Raw genomic sequence first — 19,268 nt, 5'->3', positions numbered from 1 at the left:
CAAACAGAATCTAAAACCTATTAAACCAATTATTAAAATGAAAAAATTATTCACATTGCTTTTTGCTGCGGGGATCGCGACAGGAGCATTCGCAACAGACGAAGACAAAGTTGTAAGCATCAGACAGACTGAAGCTAAAAAGGTAGCAGTTACTTACACTGCGGTTCCACAAGGAACAGTTATCGTTAAAATCACTGACTCTGAAGACAGATTGGTGATGAGAGATAAAATCAACAAAGAGGAAGCTTTCGCTAAGAGATATGATCTAAATGCGCTTCCAGAAGGTACTTATTCAGTAGAAGTATTGGATGAGTCAGGTGTTTTGAGAACAGCTACTTTCGATACTTTCGTTGCAGAAGCTCCAGCAGTATTCTCAAGAGTTTCTAAAATGGCAGATAACAAGTACAGATTGCTAGTTAGCAACTTGGAAGCAAAAGAAGTATTGGTTTCTATTTACGATGGTGGTCACTTGATCCACACTGAAAGAATCGATAATCCTCAAGGACTTCATAAAATCTATTCAATTGCTAAGCCTAGCGAAAGCATTACTTTCAAAGTATCAACCGCTAGTGGTTTTGAAACTTACGTTTCCAGCCTATAATTGAAACCAGCTATTATTTATCCGAGTCCCGCTCCTGCAAAGGTGCGGGACTTTTTTTTAGTTATTCCGTAAGGCTTCGATCAATTCAGCCTTCGTCATTTTACTGCGATTTTCGATTCCGACTTCTTTGGCTTTTTGATAGAGTTCTTTTTTGGTTCGCTCTTCATAAGTTTGGGCTTTGCCACCCTTTTTACCCGAATTGGGGTCATTGGATATTCTGGCAGCTTTCTCTTTACTCATTCCTTTGTCAAGCAAAGCTTCGTATTGATCGCTGTTTTTGATACTTGGGCCATGTTTTTTAGACATAATGCTATGATTTTATGAATTGAAAACTTATTTGATGCCTTAATTCCCGCAAGCAGCAGGCCATGCCAAAGCTTTAAAACAAAAAAGCCTCGAGTTTCCCCGAGGCTTAATGATATTAAATTTAGGAAATCTTACTTTTTCCAGCTTGCTTTTCCGCCTTTGGCAGAATCTACTGAGATGGAATAGTTAGATCCAGAAGAAACAATCCATTTCACTTTTACGCCTGTCATTCCAGGAATATTTGCTACTTCGATTTTTTCAGGATTCATTTTTTGTTCAGTATACTTATTGAAATCCTCATCTTCCACTACAAATCCAGCTACCACTTTAGCGCCAGAGATTGTAACATAGTCTGGTCTTTCAATCTTGTATTTCAAATCCTGACTTGCATGCGTTGGCATTAGTCTTTCATTGAAGATAGTCGCTGTAATAGACTTCAATCCTCCTCCCAAATCTTCTTCTTTCACATCCATGACAGATAGTTTTGGAGTATGATAGGCATGATAAATCGTGAATGCTGCATTTCTATGCGCATCTTGCTCCAATAAGAAACCAGGATGTGCTCTTCCAAATGTCTTTTTGAAACCCCCGATTTCTACTGTTCCAAACTGAGGATGCTCGTATTCATGCCACATCACAAAGGCATCTCCCATGGTCAATAACTCATCCACTTTATACATTTCATCCTGACCTCTTCCTTCCGATTGTTTGTGGAAATACAAATAGGAATTCATGAGCTCGTTGGAATAAGTGAAAACACCTCTGGTGCCATAAAACCAATCCAATTCTCCTCCAAACACAGAATAAAGATCTTTGTAAACTGTTAAATATCTGTATCCCGGAATCATTTCTTCTCCTTTAGAAGCGATGGCATCGTAGATTCTGATGTCTTCTCTGTTATAAGTACTCACATCTTCTTCTGCTCCAGGACCTCTCAGGATCATACCTCCTGAATTATGGAAACTTTGAGCTCCGGCGATATTTGGATGCTTCATTACAAACTCCATGATATTGCGATTTTCCGGAAGTGTGAAAGGATAACGCAAGGCACCTCTTTGGATGTAATCAGGTTGCCAATTCCATCCCCAGTCTCTATTCGGGTCATAATAACCTACGCCATCGTCATTGACTCTGCCGTCTCCATCTCCATCAGTTCCTTCTTGTCCTAGCATTTCATATTCGCCTACTTTATCAGCACCTACCATGATCAGTTTCCTTGGATCTTGAGGATCTTTGATGAATCTACCGGTTGGGGATTTTCTGATCATCATCGTGATATGTCCATCTCCATCTAGATCATCCATGCCATCTTCTCCGTTTTGGCCATCTCCATCATTATCCAAAACCATCATACCAGATCTTGGCGAATTGGCAGTATTTGGTTCGTTAAAGAAATCATTTCTAGCATCTGGGTTGATAGAAGGTGTGATGTAAAATGTCTTATCCTTCAATAATTGTTGGATAAAAGCATTGTCAGCATGCATTTCTGTCAAATACCAAGCAGCATAAAGCGCGAATTCTCCACCTTGAATTTCGTTGGAATGAATGTTTCCATCAATCCACATGGCAGGCTTGTCTGTGTCTTTACCAGCTGAAAAATCAGTGATAGTCAAAGTCATCATATCCCTTCCTTGATAGGATTTACCAATCGATTCGATCTTGGCGATATCAGGGTGGGCAGCCGCAATTTTTTTCATGTTGTCCACTAAACCCTCGTAAGTATAATAGCGGTTGAAAGCTATTTCTACCTTCGGATTGTATGGAGTTCCCACTGCTTGGAAGAACTTCTCCTGAGCCTGTGTGGGTAGTGTAGTCAGACTCAAAGCACTAAAAGCCAGCCCAACGATTAATTTTGTTGTTTTCATGATTTTTAGAGTTTAGAGTTTGAAATTAGCATTGATAAAACCTACGTGAGAAGCTCCAGCTTTTACCGGTACATCTCCGTTTCCTTTTACGATCCAGCTCAATTCCACTTTTTCGTAAGCTCCAATCACATCAATGAGCTCGATTTTATTTCCGGAAATGATCCTTTCAGCAGGTACATTCAGATCGACTCGGACTTTACGCAGCCATCTGGATCTTTCTCCCATTTGAGAATGGGTAGGGATTGGCGAATTGTTAAACAAGTCTGCTGAAATTCTAGTCAATCCATTTCCAATGCTTTCAATTTTGATGTTGTGCATTTCTAATTTCGGCTGCATCTCTGCCAGCTTCAAAATAAAATCTGTGTGTTCCTCAGCAATTTCTCCTACTTTTTCAAAAGGAGGGTTGACCATTACAAATGGGTTGATCCCACCGACTTCTACTTTTTTGCCTGGGAAATCAGGATGTTGGATTTCTTTCCAAGGAGTATAGACATTGTTCCAGCCAAGTGAATCTGCCCATGCAAGGTAGTTTTCTTCAGGGTTTGTCTTTCCTTTAAACTCAGGTGTCCAATAGCCAGGCGTACCGAAACTCAGTCTACCAAAGTGGAAGTAAGCCCACTGGAAAAAGTCCCCGTCAGTTCCCTGGTTGGTTTGTTGGTAGGCTTTTTCAGAGATGGTCTCGTTATAAACTCCAGAAACCATCGCGTTGATCGCTTGGTCCTTTTCCAAAATTGAGGTTACGATACGTTTTCTTGCATCCCCTGCATTGTATTTCAAAGGTGTTGACAGGTTGTTTGCCGGTGAAAAAGTAACAAAAGCGAAAATGTTCCATTGGTCAAATAGGTAGTCCAAAAGAGCTCTGGATTCTTTTTGCGAAACAGGGATATCTCCAGCTAGCGGTTCAAAAACAGGGAATTTGTAAGTCAAGGATTTATTGAAAGCAATCCCTTCTTTTAGATCTTCCGCAAATTTGCCGTCTTTATCATCATCTTTTGATTCCTTCAAAAGAATGTATTTTCCAGCTTCACCTTTGCTTCGATCCGCTTTTTGCATCACGCGCTCATCCTTTTTAGAGATTACATATTCTCCCATTGGATCCTCAACTCGCATCCAAGTGATCATCCCATTTCCATCGAGGTCAGTGTATCCATTATCTCCTGGAGTTCCATCCCGATCATGGTCTACCGCTACTGCATTTCCTCTTCTTTCATATTTTAATGCTGCATGATATTGCTCATATGCATCTGGAGACATGTTTGGAAACACATAGAATGTGGTAGTTTCCAATGCTTCTGAATGGTCAGCTACCAGTTTTTCTGCGAATTGTAGTGCTAATTCCACGCTTAAAACATGAAATCCTTCTACTCCGCCCACAACAGCAATCGCAGGTTTTTCATCAAGTGCGCCTGTTCCCACTTTAAGAACCCAGATGTCTTTTCCACCTTCAGTTTTGGTAAGTGATTTGAGTTCCGCAGAAGCACCGGAACCAAGCTTTTGAAGCCTTTGGTTTACCTGAGCGAGCGTCGGATAATCAGCTTGTGCAAATGCACTTACTGACCAACCTAAGCTACCCATGAGTAAGCCGGTTAGTAATAATTTTCTCATAAAATTCTAGGGTTATACATGGTGTTTTCGGAGGGGCCTTAAGCCCTAACTTTCATTAAATTTTGTCATAATTTATTCATTTTTCAGGAAGTACTTTTTTCGCTTGCTTAAATGCCACTTAAATGGACATTGCTCGGGATAAGTGGGGAAGATACTTCTAGTTGTTGTACACATCGGGAAAATTCGCTTATTTCAGGCAAATAGCACTTTTGCCATGTACCACAAAATAGCCCTTGCCATCGCGTTTTCTCCTAGAATGGAGGCGTTGATTTCTGAAACGAAAAGACTGGTTTCACTTTTTGATGCAGATCTGATTTTGATTCATATCGGAAAAAAAACGGATGAGCTTGAAGCTAAATTGAATGGAATTATTGAGGCTGCAGCGCTAGATCAGGCTCGAACACAAATTATCTGGAAAGAAGGAAAGCCAGCGAAAATGATCTTTGAGGCTTGCCGGGATGAAAAAGTGGATTTGTTGGTAGCTGGTGCATTAAAGAATGAAAGCTTTTTGACCTACTACCTGGGATCCGTGGGGAGAAAAATAATCCGAAAAGCACCTTGCTCGGTTTTGACTTTAATTGAACCAAAAATAGAAACCACAGGTTTTTCCCAGATAGTTTTTAATGGAACACAAACTCCCATCACCCCTTACTTGATTGAGCATGGGATTGATTTCGCCAAAAAAGTACATGCTGATCAGATTTTCATTTTGAACGAAATCAAGATGTATGGCCTACAAATGGGGACTGCTTCGGAAGATTCAGAACAAGAAGTAGCACATACCAGAAGGCAATTGGTGCAGGACGAAATCAAATATGTGGAGGGGATTTTAAGCAAATTGGATAAAGGCGAATTGAAAATAAGCATCAAAGTAACCGGAGGAAGATGGGCCATAGAATTGGCAAGATTCAGTGAAAAAATCGGAGCAGACTTGTTGGTAGTGGGAGATGAACACAAGCTGAATTTCTTTGACCGTATATTTCCTCATGATCTTGAAGACCTTTTAAGTACTCTTCCTTGTAATCTGTTAATCGTAAAAAAATAATCTCCCATGGAAACTTTAAACCATAAGGAGGTTATTAATCTACTCCTCCAACTCGCAGCCATGCTGATCATGGCCCGCGTTTTTTCAGAATTAGCCAGAAGATTTAAGTTACCCGCTGTGGTAGGTGAAATCATTGCTGGGATTATTCTTGGACCAACAATACTCGGAACGCTTTTCCCAGGAGCTCAAGAATATCTTTTTGGCTCCCATGAATTGTCAAATGTTGCCTTGGACGGCTTTGTCCAGATTTCTGTAGTCCTCTTATTGTTTATCGCAGGATTGGAAGTCGAGCTTCAGGTGGTATGGAATCAAGGTAAAAATGCCCTGAAAATAGCCGCAGCTTCGATGGCTCTCCCCATCATAGCAGGCTTTGTATTGGCGTATGCTTTCCCTGAGTTTTTGGGAGTAAATATCCATGACAGGGCGGTAGCATCCACGTTTTTTGGTTTGGCGATTTCGATTACGGCATTAGCTGTAGTTGCTAGGATCCTCATGGATTTAGGGATATTCAAAACCCAAACAGGCTTGCTCATTATCGCAGCGGCGATGATTGTGGACATTCTTGGATGGATTGTGTTTTCCGTCATTTTATCTCTTTCCGAATCTGGTAGTGAAGGGTTGGGAGTATGGCCGACTATAGGCCTGACTCTGTTCTTTACCTTCTTTATGTTGACCTTAGGCAAGGGATTAATCAATCGAGTTTTACCCTGGATCAATAAGAATCTGGCTTGGCCGGGTGGGTTATTGTCCCTCTCACTTGCGATTTGTTTTTTGGCAGCTTCGTTTACAGAGTTTATCGGGATTCACGCCATTTTTGGTGCGTTTATTATAGGTGTTGCTTTGGGTGATTCTGAGTATTTGACAGAAAAAGCAAAAGAAATCCTGCACCAGTTTATCAATAATATTTTCGCCCCGATCTTCTTTGTTTCCATAGGTTTGAAAGTGAATTTCGTGGAGGCATTTGATCCGGGAGTGACCGGAGTCGTGGTTATCCTTGGTCTATTGACCAAATACTTTGGTGCTTATCTGGGAGGCAGGTATGCGGGAATTCCAAGGAAAGAGTCGATAATCGTTGGCTTTGGCTTGAGTACCAGAGGAAGTATGGATATCATTTTGGGATTGATTGCTTTAGAAACAGGCTTAGTATCTGAATCCTTATTTATAGGATTGGTAATTTTGGCTTTGATCTCTAGTATCAGTTCAGGCCCATTGATGAACTGGGCACAAAAACTCAAAATATAAATGCTTTTTTCAATGGCTCATTTGTCAGATCAATTGGCTTAAGTTAACAAAGGGATGTAATTTTGGGTTGTCTTTGGAATTACCCACAATCAAAAGAAAATGATCAAATCCGGAAAAACCGGCGTCCTGCTGGTGAATTTGGGAACTCCCGATAGTACCGCTACTGGGGATGTACGAAAATATCTTCGCGAATTTCTTATGGACGGAAGAGTGATTGACATTCCTTCCTTTCCGCGATGGTTATTGGTCAATCTCATTATAGCTCCTTTCAGATCCCCAAAATCAGCCGGAGAGTATCGCAAACTTTGGACGGACAGAGGTTCTCCTCTACTTTTTCATACCGAAGATTTAAAAGCCAAAGTGGAAAAGGTCTTAGATCCAACCCAGTTTGTTGTTACCATGGGGATGCGCTATCAAAGCCCGTCTATAGAATCAGCTTTGGAAGAATTGATGAAGGCAAAGGTCAAGAAGATTATTGTCTTGCCACTTTTTCCGCAGTACGCCTCTGCAACCAATGGATCAGTGATTGACAAGGTGATGGAAATTGTGAAAAGATGGCAGATCATCCCTGAAATTTCCTTTATCAGCAATTTTATTGATCATCCTCTGTTCCTTAAAGCTTGGGAAGAGCTTGGCAAGGAAATGATGGAAAAACAAGAATACGATCGATTCCTTTTTTCATACCATGGATTGCCAGAGCGCCAGATCAGAAAAGGGTCGGTTGATAATTACTGTCAGTTGGGTGCATGCTGTAATAAATATGGCCCATCTAATCAGTTTTGTTACCGGGCACAATGCTTCCAAACGACCAGACTTATTGCTGCAAAGCTAGGTTTGCCAGAGGATAAAGTAATGACCTGCTTTCAATCCCGACTTGGTAAAGATCCTTGGATCCAACCTTACACAGAGGATATGATCAAAAAACTGGCTTCTGAAGGAGTTAAGAAAGTTCTTGTTTTCTCTCCTGCTTTTGTGGCAGATTGCTTGGAAACCACTGTCGAGGTAGGCCAAGAATACAAAGAGCAATTCGAGGAAATGGGAGGAGAGCATTGGGATTTGGTACCAAGCTTGAATTCAGGAGATACTTGGGTGGCATGCGTAAAAGAGCTTGTCGAGTCTAGAGCTTGAGATAATTTTATATATTCCATCTCCAGTTTTCAATTCCGATCTTGATAAAATCTCCATCTTCCCAGTCTCTCTTAATTACAGGGATCTTATTGATTTCCATTAATTTGAGGACTTCAATAGCCTCCGTTGGGCCTTTGATTCCATTTATTCGTGAGGATTTAGGATTATCAAATGGGCTGGCCGGATTCCTGACAACTTTACCCTTATTAACCTTTGCTACTTTTTCCCTTTTTGCTCCGGCTATCGGAAAGAAAATGGGAATGGGAAGAGCCGTTTTTTTAGGCATTTCTATTTTGACCGCTGGAGTCATACTTCGTGTAGTAGGAGGAATTGAATTGTTGTTGCTTGGGACAGCTATGACTGGGATAGGAATAGTGATCGCGAATGTCCTATTGATCCCTTTAATTAAAGTTCGACTGCCCCAAAAGCTGGGATTAATGACAGCTTTATTGGCAACAATGATGTCTTTATTTGCTGCTATTGCTGCTGGAACTTCCGTACCAATCGCTGTTGATTTGAATTTCGGTTGGAGAGGCTCCTTAGCCTTTTGGGCAATCTTCATGGTTTTGGCATTACTTATCTGGATTCCTCAACTAAGTCGTCCAAAAGCAGGAATGGACACTCAATCCAAACCAGCAAAAAACGTCTGGAAATCAAAATTGGCTTGGCAAATAACGATTTTTATGGGTTGCCAATCCGTAATGTATTTCACACTGACAGCTTGGTTGCCAGATATGTTGGTAGCTAGAGGTTGGTCGCCAGTAGAAGCCGGAGCTGTTTCATCCATCATGCAGCTGGTTTCTTTAATAGGGTCTTATTTTGCACCTTCGGTTTTGATCAGACTCAGACAACAATCAGGAGTTGTTCTGATTGTAGGTATAGCCTATATTTTTGGATTTCTTGGGCTCTTTTTCGAGACCGAATGGATCACCTATTTGTCCCTGACTATTATTGGACTTGGTATGGGAGCAAGTTTAAGTATTGCCTATACTTTGATTTCATTGCGGACTTCAGAAGATCAGACTACAGCCAAATTATCGGCAATGGTTCAATCTTCTGGATATTATTTAGCCGCCTTGGGTCCCATGCTTTTTGGCATTTCTTTGGACCTTTTCGGTTCCTGGAATATTTTAATCTGGTTTTTGGTCTTTTTCTCCGTATTGTTCACTGGATTTGGGATGGCCGCAGGTAGAGACAGGAAGATCTAAGTATTTGCCAATATCCTCTTCTTTCCTTCTTTTATGGAGGATTACCATGTAATTTTGCCTGGACAACCAAAACCGAAAAAAATGCAAGATTTCATGCTTTCACTGGGGATTTCAGAAAATTTATTCAACTATCTGATAATGCCGCTTTTGATTTTTTGTGCACGTGTTGGCGATGTTTCGATCAATACCCTTCGAATCATGTTTATGATGAATGGGAAAAAGAATATTGCTCCGTTTCTTGGGTTTTTTGAGGCATTAATTTGGTTGTTGGCCATCGGGCAGATTTTTCAGAATATCAATAATCCCATGTCTTATGTCGCCTATGCTGCAGGTTTTGGAACAGGAACTTACGTTGGGATGTATTTTGAAGAAAAATTAGCGTTAGGTCGAGTTTTAGTACGAATTATCACTCCTAAGCCAAACCCTGAGCTCATGGAATACATGAAAAATGAAGACTTTAGATTTACCAATGTAGGAGCGGAAGGAAGGTATGGCAAAGTTCAGTTGACCTTTACAGTGATGAAAAGAGAGGCCTTGGCAAAATTCATAGAAAAAGTGAAAAGCCTGGATGAGAAGGCCTTTTATACAATAGAAAGCGTGAAGCGGGTTTCAGAGGATGAATTGAATGTGATGGATGATAAGCCACGCTTTAATATGAGCTTTTTTAGCAAAGCCAGAACCTGATGGCAAATAGCTGGTTTCAATTTCAGCAATTTCGGATCAATCAGGACCGATGTGCCATGAAAATCAGCACAGATGCGGTTTTGTTGGGAGGATTAGCGACAGCTGAAAATCCAAAAATGATTCTTGATGTTGGTACAGGAACAGGTGTGATTGCCTTGATGTTAGCCCAACGTTTTGACGAGGCGCAGATAACAGCAGTTGAGCTGGATCAAGAGGCAGCAGATCAAGCAAAGGATAATTTTGAGGAAAGTGTCTTTGCCAAACAATTGAGTATTTGGAGAGGGAAGTTTCAGGACTTTTCTTCCCCTGATCTTTTTAATCTAATCGTCAGTAATCCCCCTTATTTTCCACATCACCTCAAATCTCAGGATCAACAGCGGAATCAGGCACTTCATACGGATGAATTGTCATTTGAAGATTTAGTGATTTCCGCATCCAAGTTATTGGAAAGAGATGGAGAATTTTGGGTGATTTTACCGGAAAGGCAAATGATGGATTTTGAGAAAGTAGCTGCCAAAGAATCCTTCTTTTTGAACAGGAAATATCTGATCCGCGATCGGCAAGAAAAGAAAATACTTCGTATGATATGTTCTTTTTCCTTTCATTCAAAAGAGCTATTTGTCTCAGAAATCATCATCAAAAACCCAGATGGATCCCCGCATGAATCCTATAGTTCCGTCGTTTCTGGATTCCTTTTGGGGTTCTGATTGAGTTTCCGAGGTTTTGATTTTTTAAATACCCTAAGGTTAAAAAAAGGTGCAAAAATTTGATATTAATTATCTGCTTTTGACCCATATTTTTCAATTAAAACACTTTTTCATTGTGAAATCAGTAATTTTTGACCTTTCAATTCCGAATTTTTAGAATTTGATTCCAGCTAAAAATTGTTTGTGATCAGTATTTCTATATTTTTGGTTAATAAATTTATTACAAGAAAAAACTCATGCGAAAACTTCTATCTCTGAGCATTTTAATTGTGCTTTTTTTGGGATGGGCTTGTACTGAAGAAGAATCCGAAACAACTGTTTTGGTTACAGAAGAGGTGCTTTACACAAGTGCCGAAAATGTCAGACTTCTTGGTCGCTTAATAACAAATCAAACAATCACTGTTGCCGATCATGGTTTTTATCTTTCGGAAGATGAGGCTTTTGCTTCGCCAATTATAATTTCTCTTGGTCCTAAGGATGGTCCTGGTAGATTCATCGGGGAGGCAAACGGGTTGACAAATTCCAAGAGCTATTTCGCGAAGACGTTTATGGATCTAGGAGGAGAGATCCAGTTTGGAAACGTAATTCAATTGAACACACTTGGTCCAGTTTTGGAAAGTTTCTCTCCTACATTCGGAGCTGTTGGTCAAACCTTAGATATAATCGGTCAAAACTTCACAGCTGACACAAAAGTGTTTTTTGGAGAAAATGAAGCAGTTATAAATTCTCTGGATTTTGAATCTAGAATTAAGGTTACAATTCCTAGTGCTAGCAATGTATCTGTTCCAATAAGGGTGGTAGTTCAAGACAAAACCCTAGAATTCCCTACTTCCTTTGAATATCAAATAGGTACTTATGAACTGATTTCTAAATTCCCTGAATCAGTTAGAATCTACGATAATGTTTTTTATAATGCCTCCAATGGTCTAATTATTGGGCTTGGGACCGTTTCAAAAAATAGTTTTTATTCAAAGTTTCAGCAGTTTGATTTAGGCTCTAAATCATGGAAAGAAGTTTCATTTCCAGGAAGTTCAAGGTCATTTGCATTTTTTACAAATAATTATATCGGAGGAGGAACTGCAGCGCTTACTCCCAATCCCTATACAATTAATCAGTCTTTCTGGAGAATAAACGGAGGGGGTTTTGAAAGGCTTCCGGATTTACCATTTGAAAGTAGAGAATCAATTGCTTTTGAGTCCAATGGAAGTTTATACGTTTTGGGTAGTAAAGAAGGAAACCCTTTAGCATTAAGAAAATATAATCCATCCACTAAGGCTTGGCAAAATCTTCCTGAAAGTCCAGTCGAGTTTTCAGCAACCAATGCAAATTTCGTATACGAAGGAAATTTTTATGTGGTGGATTCCGAGGCGATTCTTTGGAAGTATGATGTGAGTTCTGGGCAATGGAATTCTGTTTCCACTTACCCAGGTAACCTAGGCCAAGGGTATGGAATGGGGCAAGTCATTGGGGACAAAGCCTATGTTGGTTTATATAGAAGAACGACTGATTTGTGGGAGTTAAATCTGAACACCATGACATGGATATCAAAAAATGATATTCCTAGAACGGCACAAGATATAACTGTGGCTCATTTTGAAAAAGATGGCTTCCTATATATTATGAGAATGCCTGACATTACAATAGCTGGTAGTTTCCCTATGAATCTTTACAAGTTTGATCCAAATGGACTATAATCTCTGAATATGAAAAAACTTTTACTAGTTCTATTTATACTAGCCAGTCATTGGAGCTTCGCGCAAACGGAAGTCAAGCGCGAAGTAGTTGGACGGGATATTGGTCAATTAAAGGGGATCAAAATCAGTGGAAGGATTACTGATGAGATCACAGGAGATGCATTGGTTGGAGCCACTGTCACAGTTCCTGAGTTAAATATTAATAGGATCACTGATAATAATGGTGCCTTTGAATTGACTTTGGAAAGGGCAGAGTACAATCTCCAATTTAGGTATGTAGGCTACGAAACTATAATCTATCCAATTACTGCCGTTGGCGATGGAAGGATTGCAATAAGGATGATCCAAGAAGATTTTCAATTGGATGATGTGGTGATTTACGGAAGAGATCCTGAGAAAAACATCCGATCTACCGATATGGGAGCGATTACATTGAGCATGAATACCATGCGTGAATTGCCCCCATTTTTAGGAGAAGTAGATATCATCCGGTCCATGGCGACACTTCCAGGAGTGAGCCAAGTGGGTGAAGCAGCAGCAGGTTTGAATGTCAGAGGGGGAGGAGCAGATCAAAATCTGATACAGTTTGCAGGTGCTCCAATTTATAATCCAACACACCTTTTCGGACTTTTCACATCCTTCAATGCGGATGCTGTTAACGATGTTACTTTGTACAAATCTGTTATTCCTGCAAGATTCGGTGGGAGAGGCTCCAGTATTTTGGATATTTTACCAAAAGCCGGTTCGATCGATCGATGGGGTGGTGATTTGATGTTGAGTAATTTTTCTGGAAAAGTCGGATTCAATGGTCCACTTGTTAAGGAAAAAGTTTCCATCCGTGGAGGTTTCAGGGGATCTTATATCAATTGGTTCTTGGGAGCCTTGAGCAATCCGGATTTGAAAAATTCTCAAGCTAATTTCTATGATGGTAATTTGGTGATCTCTGCCCCAGTTTCTGAAAACACAGAGTTTACCTACAGTTATTACACCTCTTACGATGACTTTGCTTTTGCCTCAGATACAACCATTTCCTGGAAAAATAACAGCCATTCACTTCAGTGGAAAAGCAGATTTAACACAAAAATGGGTATTGAAGCCTTAGGCTATTACACCCAATATGATTACAGTATTTTCAATAGATCGGGAATCAATGATTTTGATCTGAATTCTGGAATACAGGATTTCGGAGTGAAAGCTTATATGTATTACCTGTTCAGTGAAACCAATAAAATTACTTTTGGAGCTGATATTAAGCAGGTCAAATTGCAGCCAGGGGAATTGATTCCTTCTCAAGGTCAAGAGTCTGGAATTTTACCGAAGAAAGTACAGGATGAATTGGGTAGAGAATCAGGGGTTCACTTTCAGCATGAATTTGAAATCGGGGAAAAATTCGGGATGTCTTATGGTTTAAGATATGACATGTACAACTACTATGGTCCGCGAGTGGTAAGACAATATGCTGAAAACGAACCTATTTCAGATGGTTCTGCTATCAGTGAAACCACCTATGCTGATGGTGAAAAAATTGAATCTTATAATGGTTTAGGCCCAAGAGGATCTCTTCGATATTCCTTTTCCAAAAGCAGCTCTATTAAAGTTGGATACAATAAAATGTACCAATTCATTCATTTGATTTCAAACACAGCCACAATTGCACCAACCGATATTTGGAAGTTGAGTGATAATTACCTGAAACCACAAATCGTGGATCAGATTTCTTTAGGTTTTTACAACAATTTCAAGGGGAATATTTTTGAAACATCCGTTGAGGTTTACTACAAAGACATCCAAAATGTGGTGGAATACAAAGACGGAGCAAACCTGATCCTTCAAAACCATATCGAAACGGAACTTGTCCCAGCCAATGGCAGAGCTTACGGGATAGAGCTATATGTCAAAAAGAATTTGGGACGTCTTACTGGTTGGGTTTCCTATACTTACTCAAGAAGCTTAAGACAGGTTATTACTCCATTCGAAGAGGAAATAATCAATGATGGAGAATGGTATGCTTCCAATTTTGATAAGCCACATGACGTGACTTTAATTGGTAATTATAAGGTGAGTACCAATACTTCCGTGTCAGCAACTTTCGGATATAGCACTGGTCGTCCGGTTACTTTCCCAGAAGCGAAATTTGACTATTCTGGAAATAGCCTTGCGTATTTTGACAGAAGAAACGAACAGCGCCTACCTGATTTCCATAGATTGGATTTAGCAGTCAATTTTAAACTGAAGGGTAAAGGCAAATTCTATGATGGCGATTGGACCTTCTCTATTCTGAATGTGTATGGTAGGAAAAACCCATTCTCCTTGTTCTTTGTGGATGAGTTAGGAGCACCGCCTCAGGCCTTGAAGTTGGCAGTTTTGGGAGTTCCATTACCAAGTATCAGTTATTCAATTAAGTTCTAAGAAGATGCTGAGAAAATATTACTACGTAATTCTATTATTTCTTTTGGCGGCCTGTATTGAGCCCTATTCTGCTGAAATTGAAGAGGGTGCTCAATTGCTTACTGTTGATGGATTTATCTCTTCAGCTCCAGGTCCTCATAGTATTAAATTGACTAGAAGTGATACCTATGGAAGCGTGTTTGAAGGATTGATCCGACCAGTGTCAAATGCTACGGTTATTGTAAGGGATGACTTGGGGAAAGTCACTTTTCTGAGCGAGGACGCGGAAGATAGAGGAGTTTATTATACCCCTGCAAATTTTTCTGCAGAAATAGGAAGAGCTTATACTTTGCAAATCCAACTGGTTGATGGAAAAGTATATACCTCCTTTCCAGAGCGGGTGGAATCTGGTCCAGAGCTTAAGAATATTTCTGTGGATGTTTTGAAAATTGCAGTGGAGGGCGAAATAAATGAAAGATCTGGGGTGCAATTGATAGCTGAAATTGACGATCCATCTGACCAGAATAATTTCTATTATTATAGAACTGGAGAATCGACCTACGTCTTGAAGACCAGGCCTGATCTTTTTACCCCTCGTCCTTCTGAAACAAATCCGAGCCGTGATCCTCAACCAAAAGACTGCTGTATCACTTGCTTTAGAACAGAGTTATTGGGGAATCAAGGAATTTATCTTGCGCAGGATGACAATTTTAATGGCTTGAGTACTAAAATTCCTGCAGGGTTTATTGAGGATGATGGAAATCGATTTGTAGAAACCTACCGAACAGTTCTATCACAGTTAAGTATATCGCAAGATGCTTATCGATTTTTGAGATTGGTAAAGCAGCAAGTGGAAATCTCAGGTTCTGTTTTTGATCCACCTCCTGCAAATATCAGAGGTAATATGATCAGTCTGGATAATCCAGAAGAAGTGGTGTTAGGGTATTTTCTAGCAGCTGGAGAAACTCGAAAGACCGTTTATATTGACGGAAATCAACTTGATTTTAGACAGCCAGTAACCATTATCCCGGACGATTGTAGGGTGATTGAGGGCTCGCAATTGAATCCACCGGCAGATTGGAATCCCTGATTAAATGCCTAAAACAGAATTTTTGAAAAAATATATTTTCATCATAATCTTAGCGTTAGCCAGCTGCATAGATCCCTACGAAGTTACGGTAGAGGAAGGATTGCAGTTGCTGACAATTGAGGGTATCATTACTGATCAACTAGGTCCACATAACATCAAACTCACCCGAAGTGATACTTATGGAAGTGTTTTTGAAGGATTGATTAGGCCGGTGGCAGGTGCTACAGTCATTGTGCGGGACGACACAGGAAAGGTTATATTTCTGACCGAGGACAATGAAAATAGAGGGAATTATCTGACTCCTGCTTCATTTTCAGGTGAAGTTGGAAGGTCTTACACTTTGCAGATTCAATTGTCAGATGGAAAAGTTTATACCTCTCTTCCTGAGAAATTAAGTGCTGTACCTCCCATAGATAATCTTTCTTATCAAGTAGAGCGGATCCCTGTAGAGGGTGAAATCAATGAGGATTCAGGGGTACAATTCTTGGTGGATTTAAAGGATCCTGCAGATGAAAACAATTTTTATTTTTGGAAAAAGGGTGAGTCTGTTCATGTATTAGAAACAAGGCCAGACCTCTATACCGAACCACCTCCAAGCCGTGCTCCTGCACCAAAGGATTGCTGTGAAGTATGTTATAAAACAGAGAAAACCAGCAATACTGCAATATTCATTGCTCAGGATGATAATTTCAATGGATTAAGTACTCGGTTGCCAGCAGGGTTTGTTTTGGACAATGGGCTACGGTTTGTCAATACTTTCAGAATTGATATTTCCCAATTCAGTATATCTCAGGAAGCGTATAGATTCCTAAGGTTGGTAAAGCAACAATCAGAGTTAAGCGGTTCTGTTTTTGATCCGCCGCCTGCCAATATCCGTGGCAATATGATTAGTCTGGACAATCCCGATGAAACTGTTTTGGGATTCTTTATGGCGGCTGGAGAGGTCAAAGAAAGAATCTATATCAATGGGGCTGACTTAGATTTTAGACAGCCGAGGAAAATCATCGCAGACGATTGCAGGGTAGTGGAAGATTCTTCTATCAATCCTCCGTTTGATTGGAATCCTTAATTGGAGCCTGTTCCAGTTAGGATTTCTTCTTTATCTACAAAGTGTATTCCTCGAGCTGAGAGTTCAGAAAGAATGGGTTCGTAGATTTCAGGAAGTACAGGCACATATAGACCTTTTAATCTGATTTTTTTATCCAAAAAGAGATCTACTGCAATAGCAAGTGGAAGTCCTACGGTTTTTGCCATAGCGGTATAGACTGAATCCTCGCCAAAGCAAACCAAGCTTGAAGTGATTTTTTTGATTGATGTAGCACTTTTGATTTCAAAAAGATGCTGCATGACGATCATGTCAATATCTTCAGGATATAAAGCCCAATCTTCCTCAAGAATAGCCTGTAAGATCGCAGCTGGACTCCCTTTTGTTTTTGGAAGCTTTCTATTACCAAAGAATCCCAGCCATTGGATCTTTTCAAAAGTCGGAAAATCCATGGTTGGAATTGCCTCAGCCAATTTTTCCTCAACGGATAAATCTTGATTGAATGGAAGGAAAGTGTTTAAAAAATTCTTTAATGAACTTCCTTCTGGCAGTTCCATTTCAAAGGAATTGTCAGTTAACCCTAGTTGAACAAAAACATCCCAAGCTTTACAAAAACCCGCTCTTCGTAAGGTTCCTCGCAGCATGGTCTGGATGTTTTCCAAGCCATAAACTTTTCGATAGTTGAGTGAATCCCTATTTGGATACCCATCAAAATCCCCTAAGCGATCAAAGTGTAGTGTTTCTGTTCTTTTGAAAACTTGATGATAAGGGACAAATTTCAAGTCGCCCTTTTCAATATACCTTGAAACACCTTGACCTGCCAGAACAACATTTCTGGGATTCCAGGTGAATTTATATTTCCAAGGATTGTCTTCACTCATCGGAGCCAAAAGACCACCACAATAAGATTTAAAAGACAAAATTTCATCCCCCTTATCTTTTGCCTCATGGATTATTTTCATTGCGGACATGTGATCAATACCAGGATCAAGTCCGCATTCATTAAGGAAAAAGAGCCCTTTAGATTCAATTTCTGATTTCAGGCTTTTCATTTCATCTGACTCATAGGAGGCAGAAAAAAAGTGCTTTCCGAGTTCCAAACAGGTTTTTGCCACGATTGGATGAAGGAATGCAGGAAGCATAGAAACAACCAGATCTGCTTCTGAAATCAGCTTTTCACGTTCCTGCTCACTTTCGATATTCAGCGATTTGGCTTCCGTGTTTTTTCTTTCGTTTAGCTTTGATTTTGCGAGTTCCAAGTCTAAATCTGCCAATAACACTTTGCGTGATTTGGACAAACATGTATCAACTAGGTAATCAATTAAAAAAGTGGAGGATTTACCTCCTCCGAGGATCAAAATAGTCTGCATAGTCTTCAAGAATTCGCTGATCTAAATTGATTAATAATTTTAAGTCTCAAAAGGAGATGGCGGAAAATTGGAACAAATCAGTACTTTGGACGTTAGGAAAGCTCCATAACTATCATGAGCAAGAAATTAAAAATCGAAACCGAAATTGAGGAATGTACCTGGGATGAGTTATCCGAAGTGGAGCAAACCTTGATTGATCGTGCAAAGTCTATCTCAAAAGATGCTTATGCTCCCTATTCCAAATTTCATGTAGGAGCCGCATTACTTTTGAATTCAGGGGAAATTCTTCAGTCTAGTAACCAAGAGAATGTGAGTTTTCCTGTAGGAGTTTGTGCCGAAAGACTTTTGTTGGGCTTTGCAGGCGCCAATTTCCCTAATAGCCCTGTCAAAAAAATGGCTATAGTTGCCCAGAGATCAGGGGAGGAGGAATGGGCATCTGTTTCACCATGTGGACTTTGCAGACAAACTATCAGCGAGACAGAAATGAGATTCAATCAATCGATCGAATTGCTGATTTTAAAACCCGATGGCCATGTGATCAAGGTGCCCGGAGTGGCTTCTATTTTACCGTTTAAATTTGATGACTTAAATGGCTGAAAATTTGAAAAAGCGTATTCAGTTTAATTTCGAAGCAGTTTATTCCATTTCACATGAACCTAATTTTGAAGAATCTGAAGTTTGGATTCTCTTTCATGGCTATGGGCAGTTGACAGAATTCTTCATCCGGAAGTTTTTACCTTTTGATAGTGAACAAAGGATTTTTTTAGCCCCGGAAGGAACGAATTATTCCTACCTGAAAGATTTTCATGGAAGAGTGGGAGCCAATTGGATGACCAGTCATGATCGTGAATTGGCTATCGAAAACAACCATAGATACTTGGACAAATTGGTCGAGGGGTTTTTAGAAGCGTATAAAAATTCACCAAAAGTAAATGTTTTGGGCTTTTCTCAGGGAGCGGCCACTGCCACTCGATGGGCAAGCCGCTGGACAGGAGAAATTGATCAATTGATCCTTTGGGCAGGAGGTTTTGCCCATGATTTAAACATCGAAGAAAGCCGAAAAAGATTCGAAAATACCACCATGACTATCGTGTTGGGAGACCAAGATGAGTTTTTGACGCCGGAAAGGCTCAAAAAACAAGAAGATTTCATAAAATCTTTTGGCAAAGTTCCAGAAATACTTAACTTTTCTGGAGGTCATTTTATTGATTCTGAGGTCTTAAGGGGCCTTTTTAAGTAAATAGAAAGAATTATTTTCAATCCTTTTCAATTGCTTGATTAAAAACAATT

At 40.0% G+C, this 19,268-nt stretch carries 17 protein-coding genes; 13 read left to right on the top strand and 4 right to left on the bottom strand.

Annotation, left to right across the window (positions count from 1 at the left end; translation table 11 throughout):
• Positions 1–37 precede the first annotated feature (37 nt).
• Entirely contained in the window at positions 38–601 is a 564-nt protein-coding gene (locus J0A69_RS01160) for a hypothetical protein (RefSeq protein ID WP_206584674.1), read from the top strand.
• 57 nt (positions 602–658) lie between these two features.
• Here the strand turns inward: J0A69_RS01160 and J0A69_RS01155 are convergent, their stop codons facing one another.
• The 3 genes from J0A69_RS01155 to J0A69_RS01145 form a co-directional block, all read right to left on the bottom strand.
• Entirely contained in the window at positions 659–907 is a 249-nt protein-coding gene (locus J0A69_RS01155) for a DUF7218 family protein (RefSeq protein WP_206584673.1), read from the bottom strand.
• 131 nt (positions 908–1,038) lie between these two features.
• Positions 1,039–2,772: a M14 family metallopeptidase gene (locus J0A69_RS01150; protein ID WP_206584672.1), complete on the bottom strand. Its 1,734-nt coding sequence runs from the start codon at positions 2,770–2,772 to the stop codon at positions 1,039–1,041.
• Positions 2,773–2,784: 12 nt separating this feature from the next.
• The gene (locus tag J0A69_RS01145; protein WP_206584671.1) at positions 2,785–4,377 is read right to left on the bottom strand and encodes a M14 family metallopeptidase; all 1,593 of its coding nucleotides are present in this window, start codon (positions 4,375–4,377) and stop codon (positions 2,785–2,787) included.
• Between the two features lie 214 nt (positions 4,378–4,591).
• Here J0A69_RS01145 and J0A69_RS01140 point away from each other — a divergent pair, with 214 nt between their 5' ends.
• The 10 genes from J0A69_RS01140 (at position 4,592) to J0A69_RS01095 (ending at position 16,632) form a co-directional block, all read left to right on the top strand.
• Positions 4,592–5,422: a universal stress protein gene (locus J0A69_RS01140; protein WP_206584670.1), complete on the top strand. Its 831-nt coding sequence runs from the start codon at positions 4,592–4,594 to the stop codon at positions 5,420–5,422.
• A 6-nt stretch (positions 5,423–5,428) separates the two neighbouring features.
• Positions 5,429–6,664 carry a cation:proton antiporter gene (locus tag J0A69_RS01135; protein ID WP_206584669.1) on the top strand — a complete coding sequence of 412 codons (1,236 nt, stop codon included), beginning with the start codon at positions 5,429–5,431 and terminating at the stop codon, positions 6,662–6,664.
• Between the two features lie 99 nt (positions 6,665–6,763).
• Entirely contained in the window at positions 6,764–7,792 is a 1,029-nt protein-coding gene (hemH, locus tag J0A69_RS01130) for a ferrochelatase (protein WP_206584668.1), read from the top strand.
• A gap of 98 nt (positions 7,793–7,890) precedes the next feature.
• Positions 7,891–9,000 carry a CynX/NimT family MFS transporter gene (locus J0A69_RS01125; protein WP_317194845.1) on the top strand — a complete coding sequence of 370 codons (1,110 nt, stop codon included), beginning with the start codon at positions 7,891–7,893 and terminating at the stop codon, positions 8,998–9,000.
• 81 nt (positions 9,001–9,081) lie between these two features.
• Positions 9,082–9,684 (top strand): DUF2179 domain-containing protein, encoded by a 603-nt coding sequence (locus J0A69_RS01120; RefSeq protein WP_206584666.1) that lies wholly within the window; start codon positions 9,082–9,084, stop codon positions 9,682–9,684.
• Complete coding sequence (locus tag J0A69_RS01115) at positions 9,684–10,391, top strand: tRNA1(Val) (adenine(37)-N6)-methyltransferase (protein ID WP_206584665.1); 708 nt, start codon at positions 9,684–9,686, stop codon at positions 10,389–10,391. The genes J0A69_RS01120 and J0A69_RS01115 overlap by 1 nt, the downstream gene beginning before the upstream one ends.
• Positions 10,392–10,627: 236 nt before the next feature.
• Entirely contained in the window at positions 10,628–12,085 is a 1,458-nt protein-coding gene (locus J0A69_RS01110; protein ID WP_206584664.1) for an IPT/TIG domain-containing protein, read from the top strand.
• Between the two features lie 9 nt (positions 12,086–12,094).
• The gene (locus tag J0A69_RS01105; RefSeq protein WP_206584663.1) at positions 12,095–14,494 is read left to right on the top strand and encodes a TonB-dependent receptor; all 2,400 of its coding nucleotides are present in this window, start codon (positions 12,095–12,097) and stop codon (positions 14,492–14,494) included.
• A 4-nt stretch (positions 14,495–14,498) separates the two neighbouring features.
• Positions 14,499–15,563 (top strand): DUF4249 domain-containing protein, encoded by a 1,065-nt coding sequence (locus J0A69_RS01100; protein WP_206584662.1) that lies wholly within the window; start codon positions 14,499–14,501, stop codon positions 15,561–15,563.
• 22 nt (positions 15,564–15,585) lie between these two features.
• Positions 15,586–16,632 carry a DUF4249 domain-containing protein gene (locus J0A69_RS01095; RefSeq protein WP_236032568.1) on the top strand — a complete coding sequence of 349 codons (1,047 nt, stop codon included), beginning with the start codon at positions 15,586–15,588 and terminating at the stop codon, positions 16,630–16,632.
• Here the strand turns inward: J0A69_RS01095 and J0A69_RS01090 are convergent.
• Positions 16,629–17,978 carry a saccharopine dehydrogenase C-terminal domain-containing protein gene (locus tag J0A69_RS01090; RefSeq protein ID WP_206584660.1) on the bottom strand — a complete coding sequence of 450 codons (1,350 nt, stop codon included), beginning with the start codon at positions 17,976–17,978 and terminating at the stop codon, positions 16,629–16,631. The genes J0A69_RS01095 and J0A69_RS01090 overlap by 4 nt on opposite strands.
• A gap of 114 nt (positions 17,979–18,092) precedes the next feature.
• Here J0A69_RS01090 and J0A69_RS01085 point away from each other — a divergent pair, with 114 nt between their 5' ends.
• Together J0A69_RS01085 and J0A69_RS01080 are read left to right on the top strand one after the other, a co-directional pair.
• Positions 18,093–18,575 (top strand): cytidine deaminase, encoded by a 483-nt coding sequence (locus tag J0A69_RS01085; protein WP_206584659.1) that lies wholly within the window; start codon positions 18,093–18,095, stop codon positions 18,573–18,575.
• The gene (locus tag J0A69_RS01080; protein ID WP_236032566.1) at positions 18,568–19,218 is read left to right on the top strand and encodes an alpha/beta hydrolase; all 651 of its coding nucleotides are present in this window, start codon (positions 18,568–18,570) and stop codon (positions 19,216–19,218) included. The genes J0A69_RS01085 and J0A69_RS01080 overlap by 8 nt, the downstream gene beginning before the upstream one ends.
• Positions 19,219–19,268: the final 50 nt, after the last annotated feature.

It is taken from the genome of Algoriphagus pacificus (assembly GCF_017254845.1).
Lineage (GTDB): Bacteria > Bacteroidota > Bacteroidia > Cytophagales > Cyclobacteriaceae > Algoriphagus > Algoriphagus pacificus.
This window is presented reverse-complemented; position numbering and strand designations above follow the sequence as displayed.

Bases quoted from the DNA above. Each gene is read 5' to 3' on its own strand.
- J0A69_RS01140 (WP_206584670.1), top strand. From the start codon at position 4,592: ATGTACCACAAAATAGCCCTTGCCATCGCGTTTTCTCCTAGAATGGAG.
- J0A69_RS01155 (WP_206584673.1), bottom strand. From the start codon at position 907: ATGTCTAAAAAACATGGCCCAAGTATCAAAAACAGCGATCAATACGAA.
- J0A69_RS01105 (WP_206584663.1), top strand. From the start codon at position 12,095: ATGAAAAAACTTTTACTAGTTCTATTTATACTAGCCAGTCATTGGAGC.
- J0A69_RS01150 (WP_206584672.1), bottom strand. From the start codon at position 2,772: ATGAAAACAACAAAATTAATCGTTGGGCTGGCTTTTAGTGCTTTGAGT.
- hemH (WP_206584668.1), top strand. From the start codon at position 6,764: ATGATCAAATCCGGAAAAACCGGCGTCCTGCTGGTGAATTTGGGAACT.
- J0A69_RS01120 (WP_206584666.1), top strand. From the start codon at position 9,082: ATGCAAGATTTCATGCTTTCACTGGGGATTTCAGAAAATTTATTCAAC.
- J0A69_RS01115 (WP_206584665.1), top strand. From the start codon at position 9,684: ATGGCAAATAGCTGGTTTCAATTTCAGCAATTTCGGATCAATCAGGAC.
- J0A69_RS01085 (WP_206584659.1), top strand. From the start codon at position 18,093: ATGAGCAAGAAATTAAAAATCGAAACCGAAATTGAGGAATGTACCTGG.
- J0A69_RS01090 (WP_206584660.1), bottom strand. From the start codon at position 17,978: ATGCAGACTATTTTGATCCTCGGAGGAGGTAAATCCTCCACTTTTTTA.
- J0A69_RS01080 (WP_236032566.1), top strand. From the start codon at position 18,568: ATGGCTGAAAATTTGAAAAAGCGTATTCAGTTTAATTTCGAAGCAGTT.
- J0A69_RS01160 (WP_206584674.1), top strand. From the start codon at position 38: ATGAAAAAATTATTCACATTGCTTTTTGCTGCGGGGATCGCGACAGGA.
- J0A69_RS01135 (WP_206584669.1), top strand. From the start codon at position 5,429: ATGGAAACTTTAAACCATAAGGAGGTTATTAATCTACTCCTCCAACTC.
- J0A69_RS01110 (WP_206584664.1), top strand. From the start codon at position 10,628: ATGCGAAAACTTCTATCTCTGAGCATTTTAATTGTGCTTTTTTTGGGA.
- J0A69_RS01100 (WP_206584662.1), top strand. From the start codon at position 14,499: ATGCTGAGAAAATATTACTACGTAATTCTATTATTTCTTTTGGCGGCC.
- J0A69_RS01145 (WP_206584671.1), bottom strand. From the start codon at position 4,377: ATGAGAAAATTATTACTAACCGGCTTACTCATGGGTAGCTTAGGTTGG.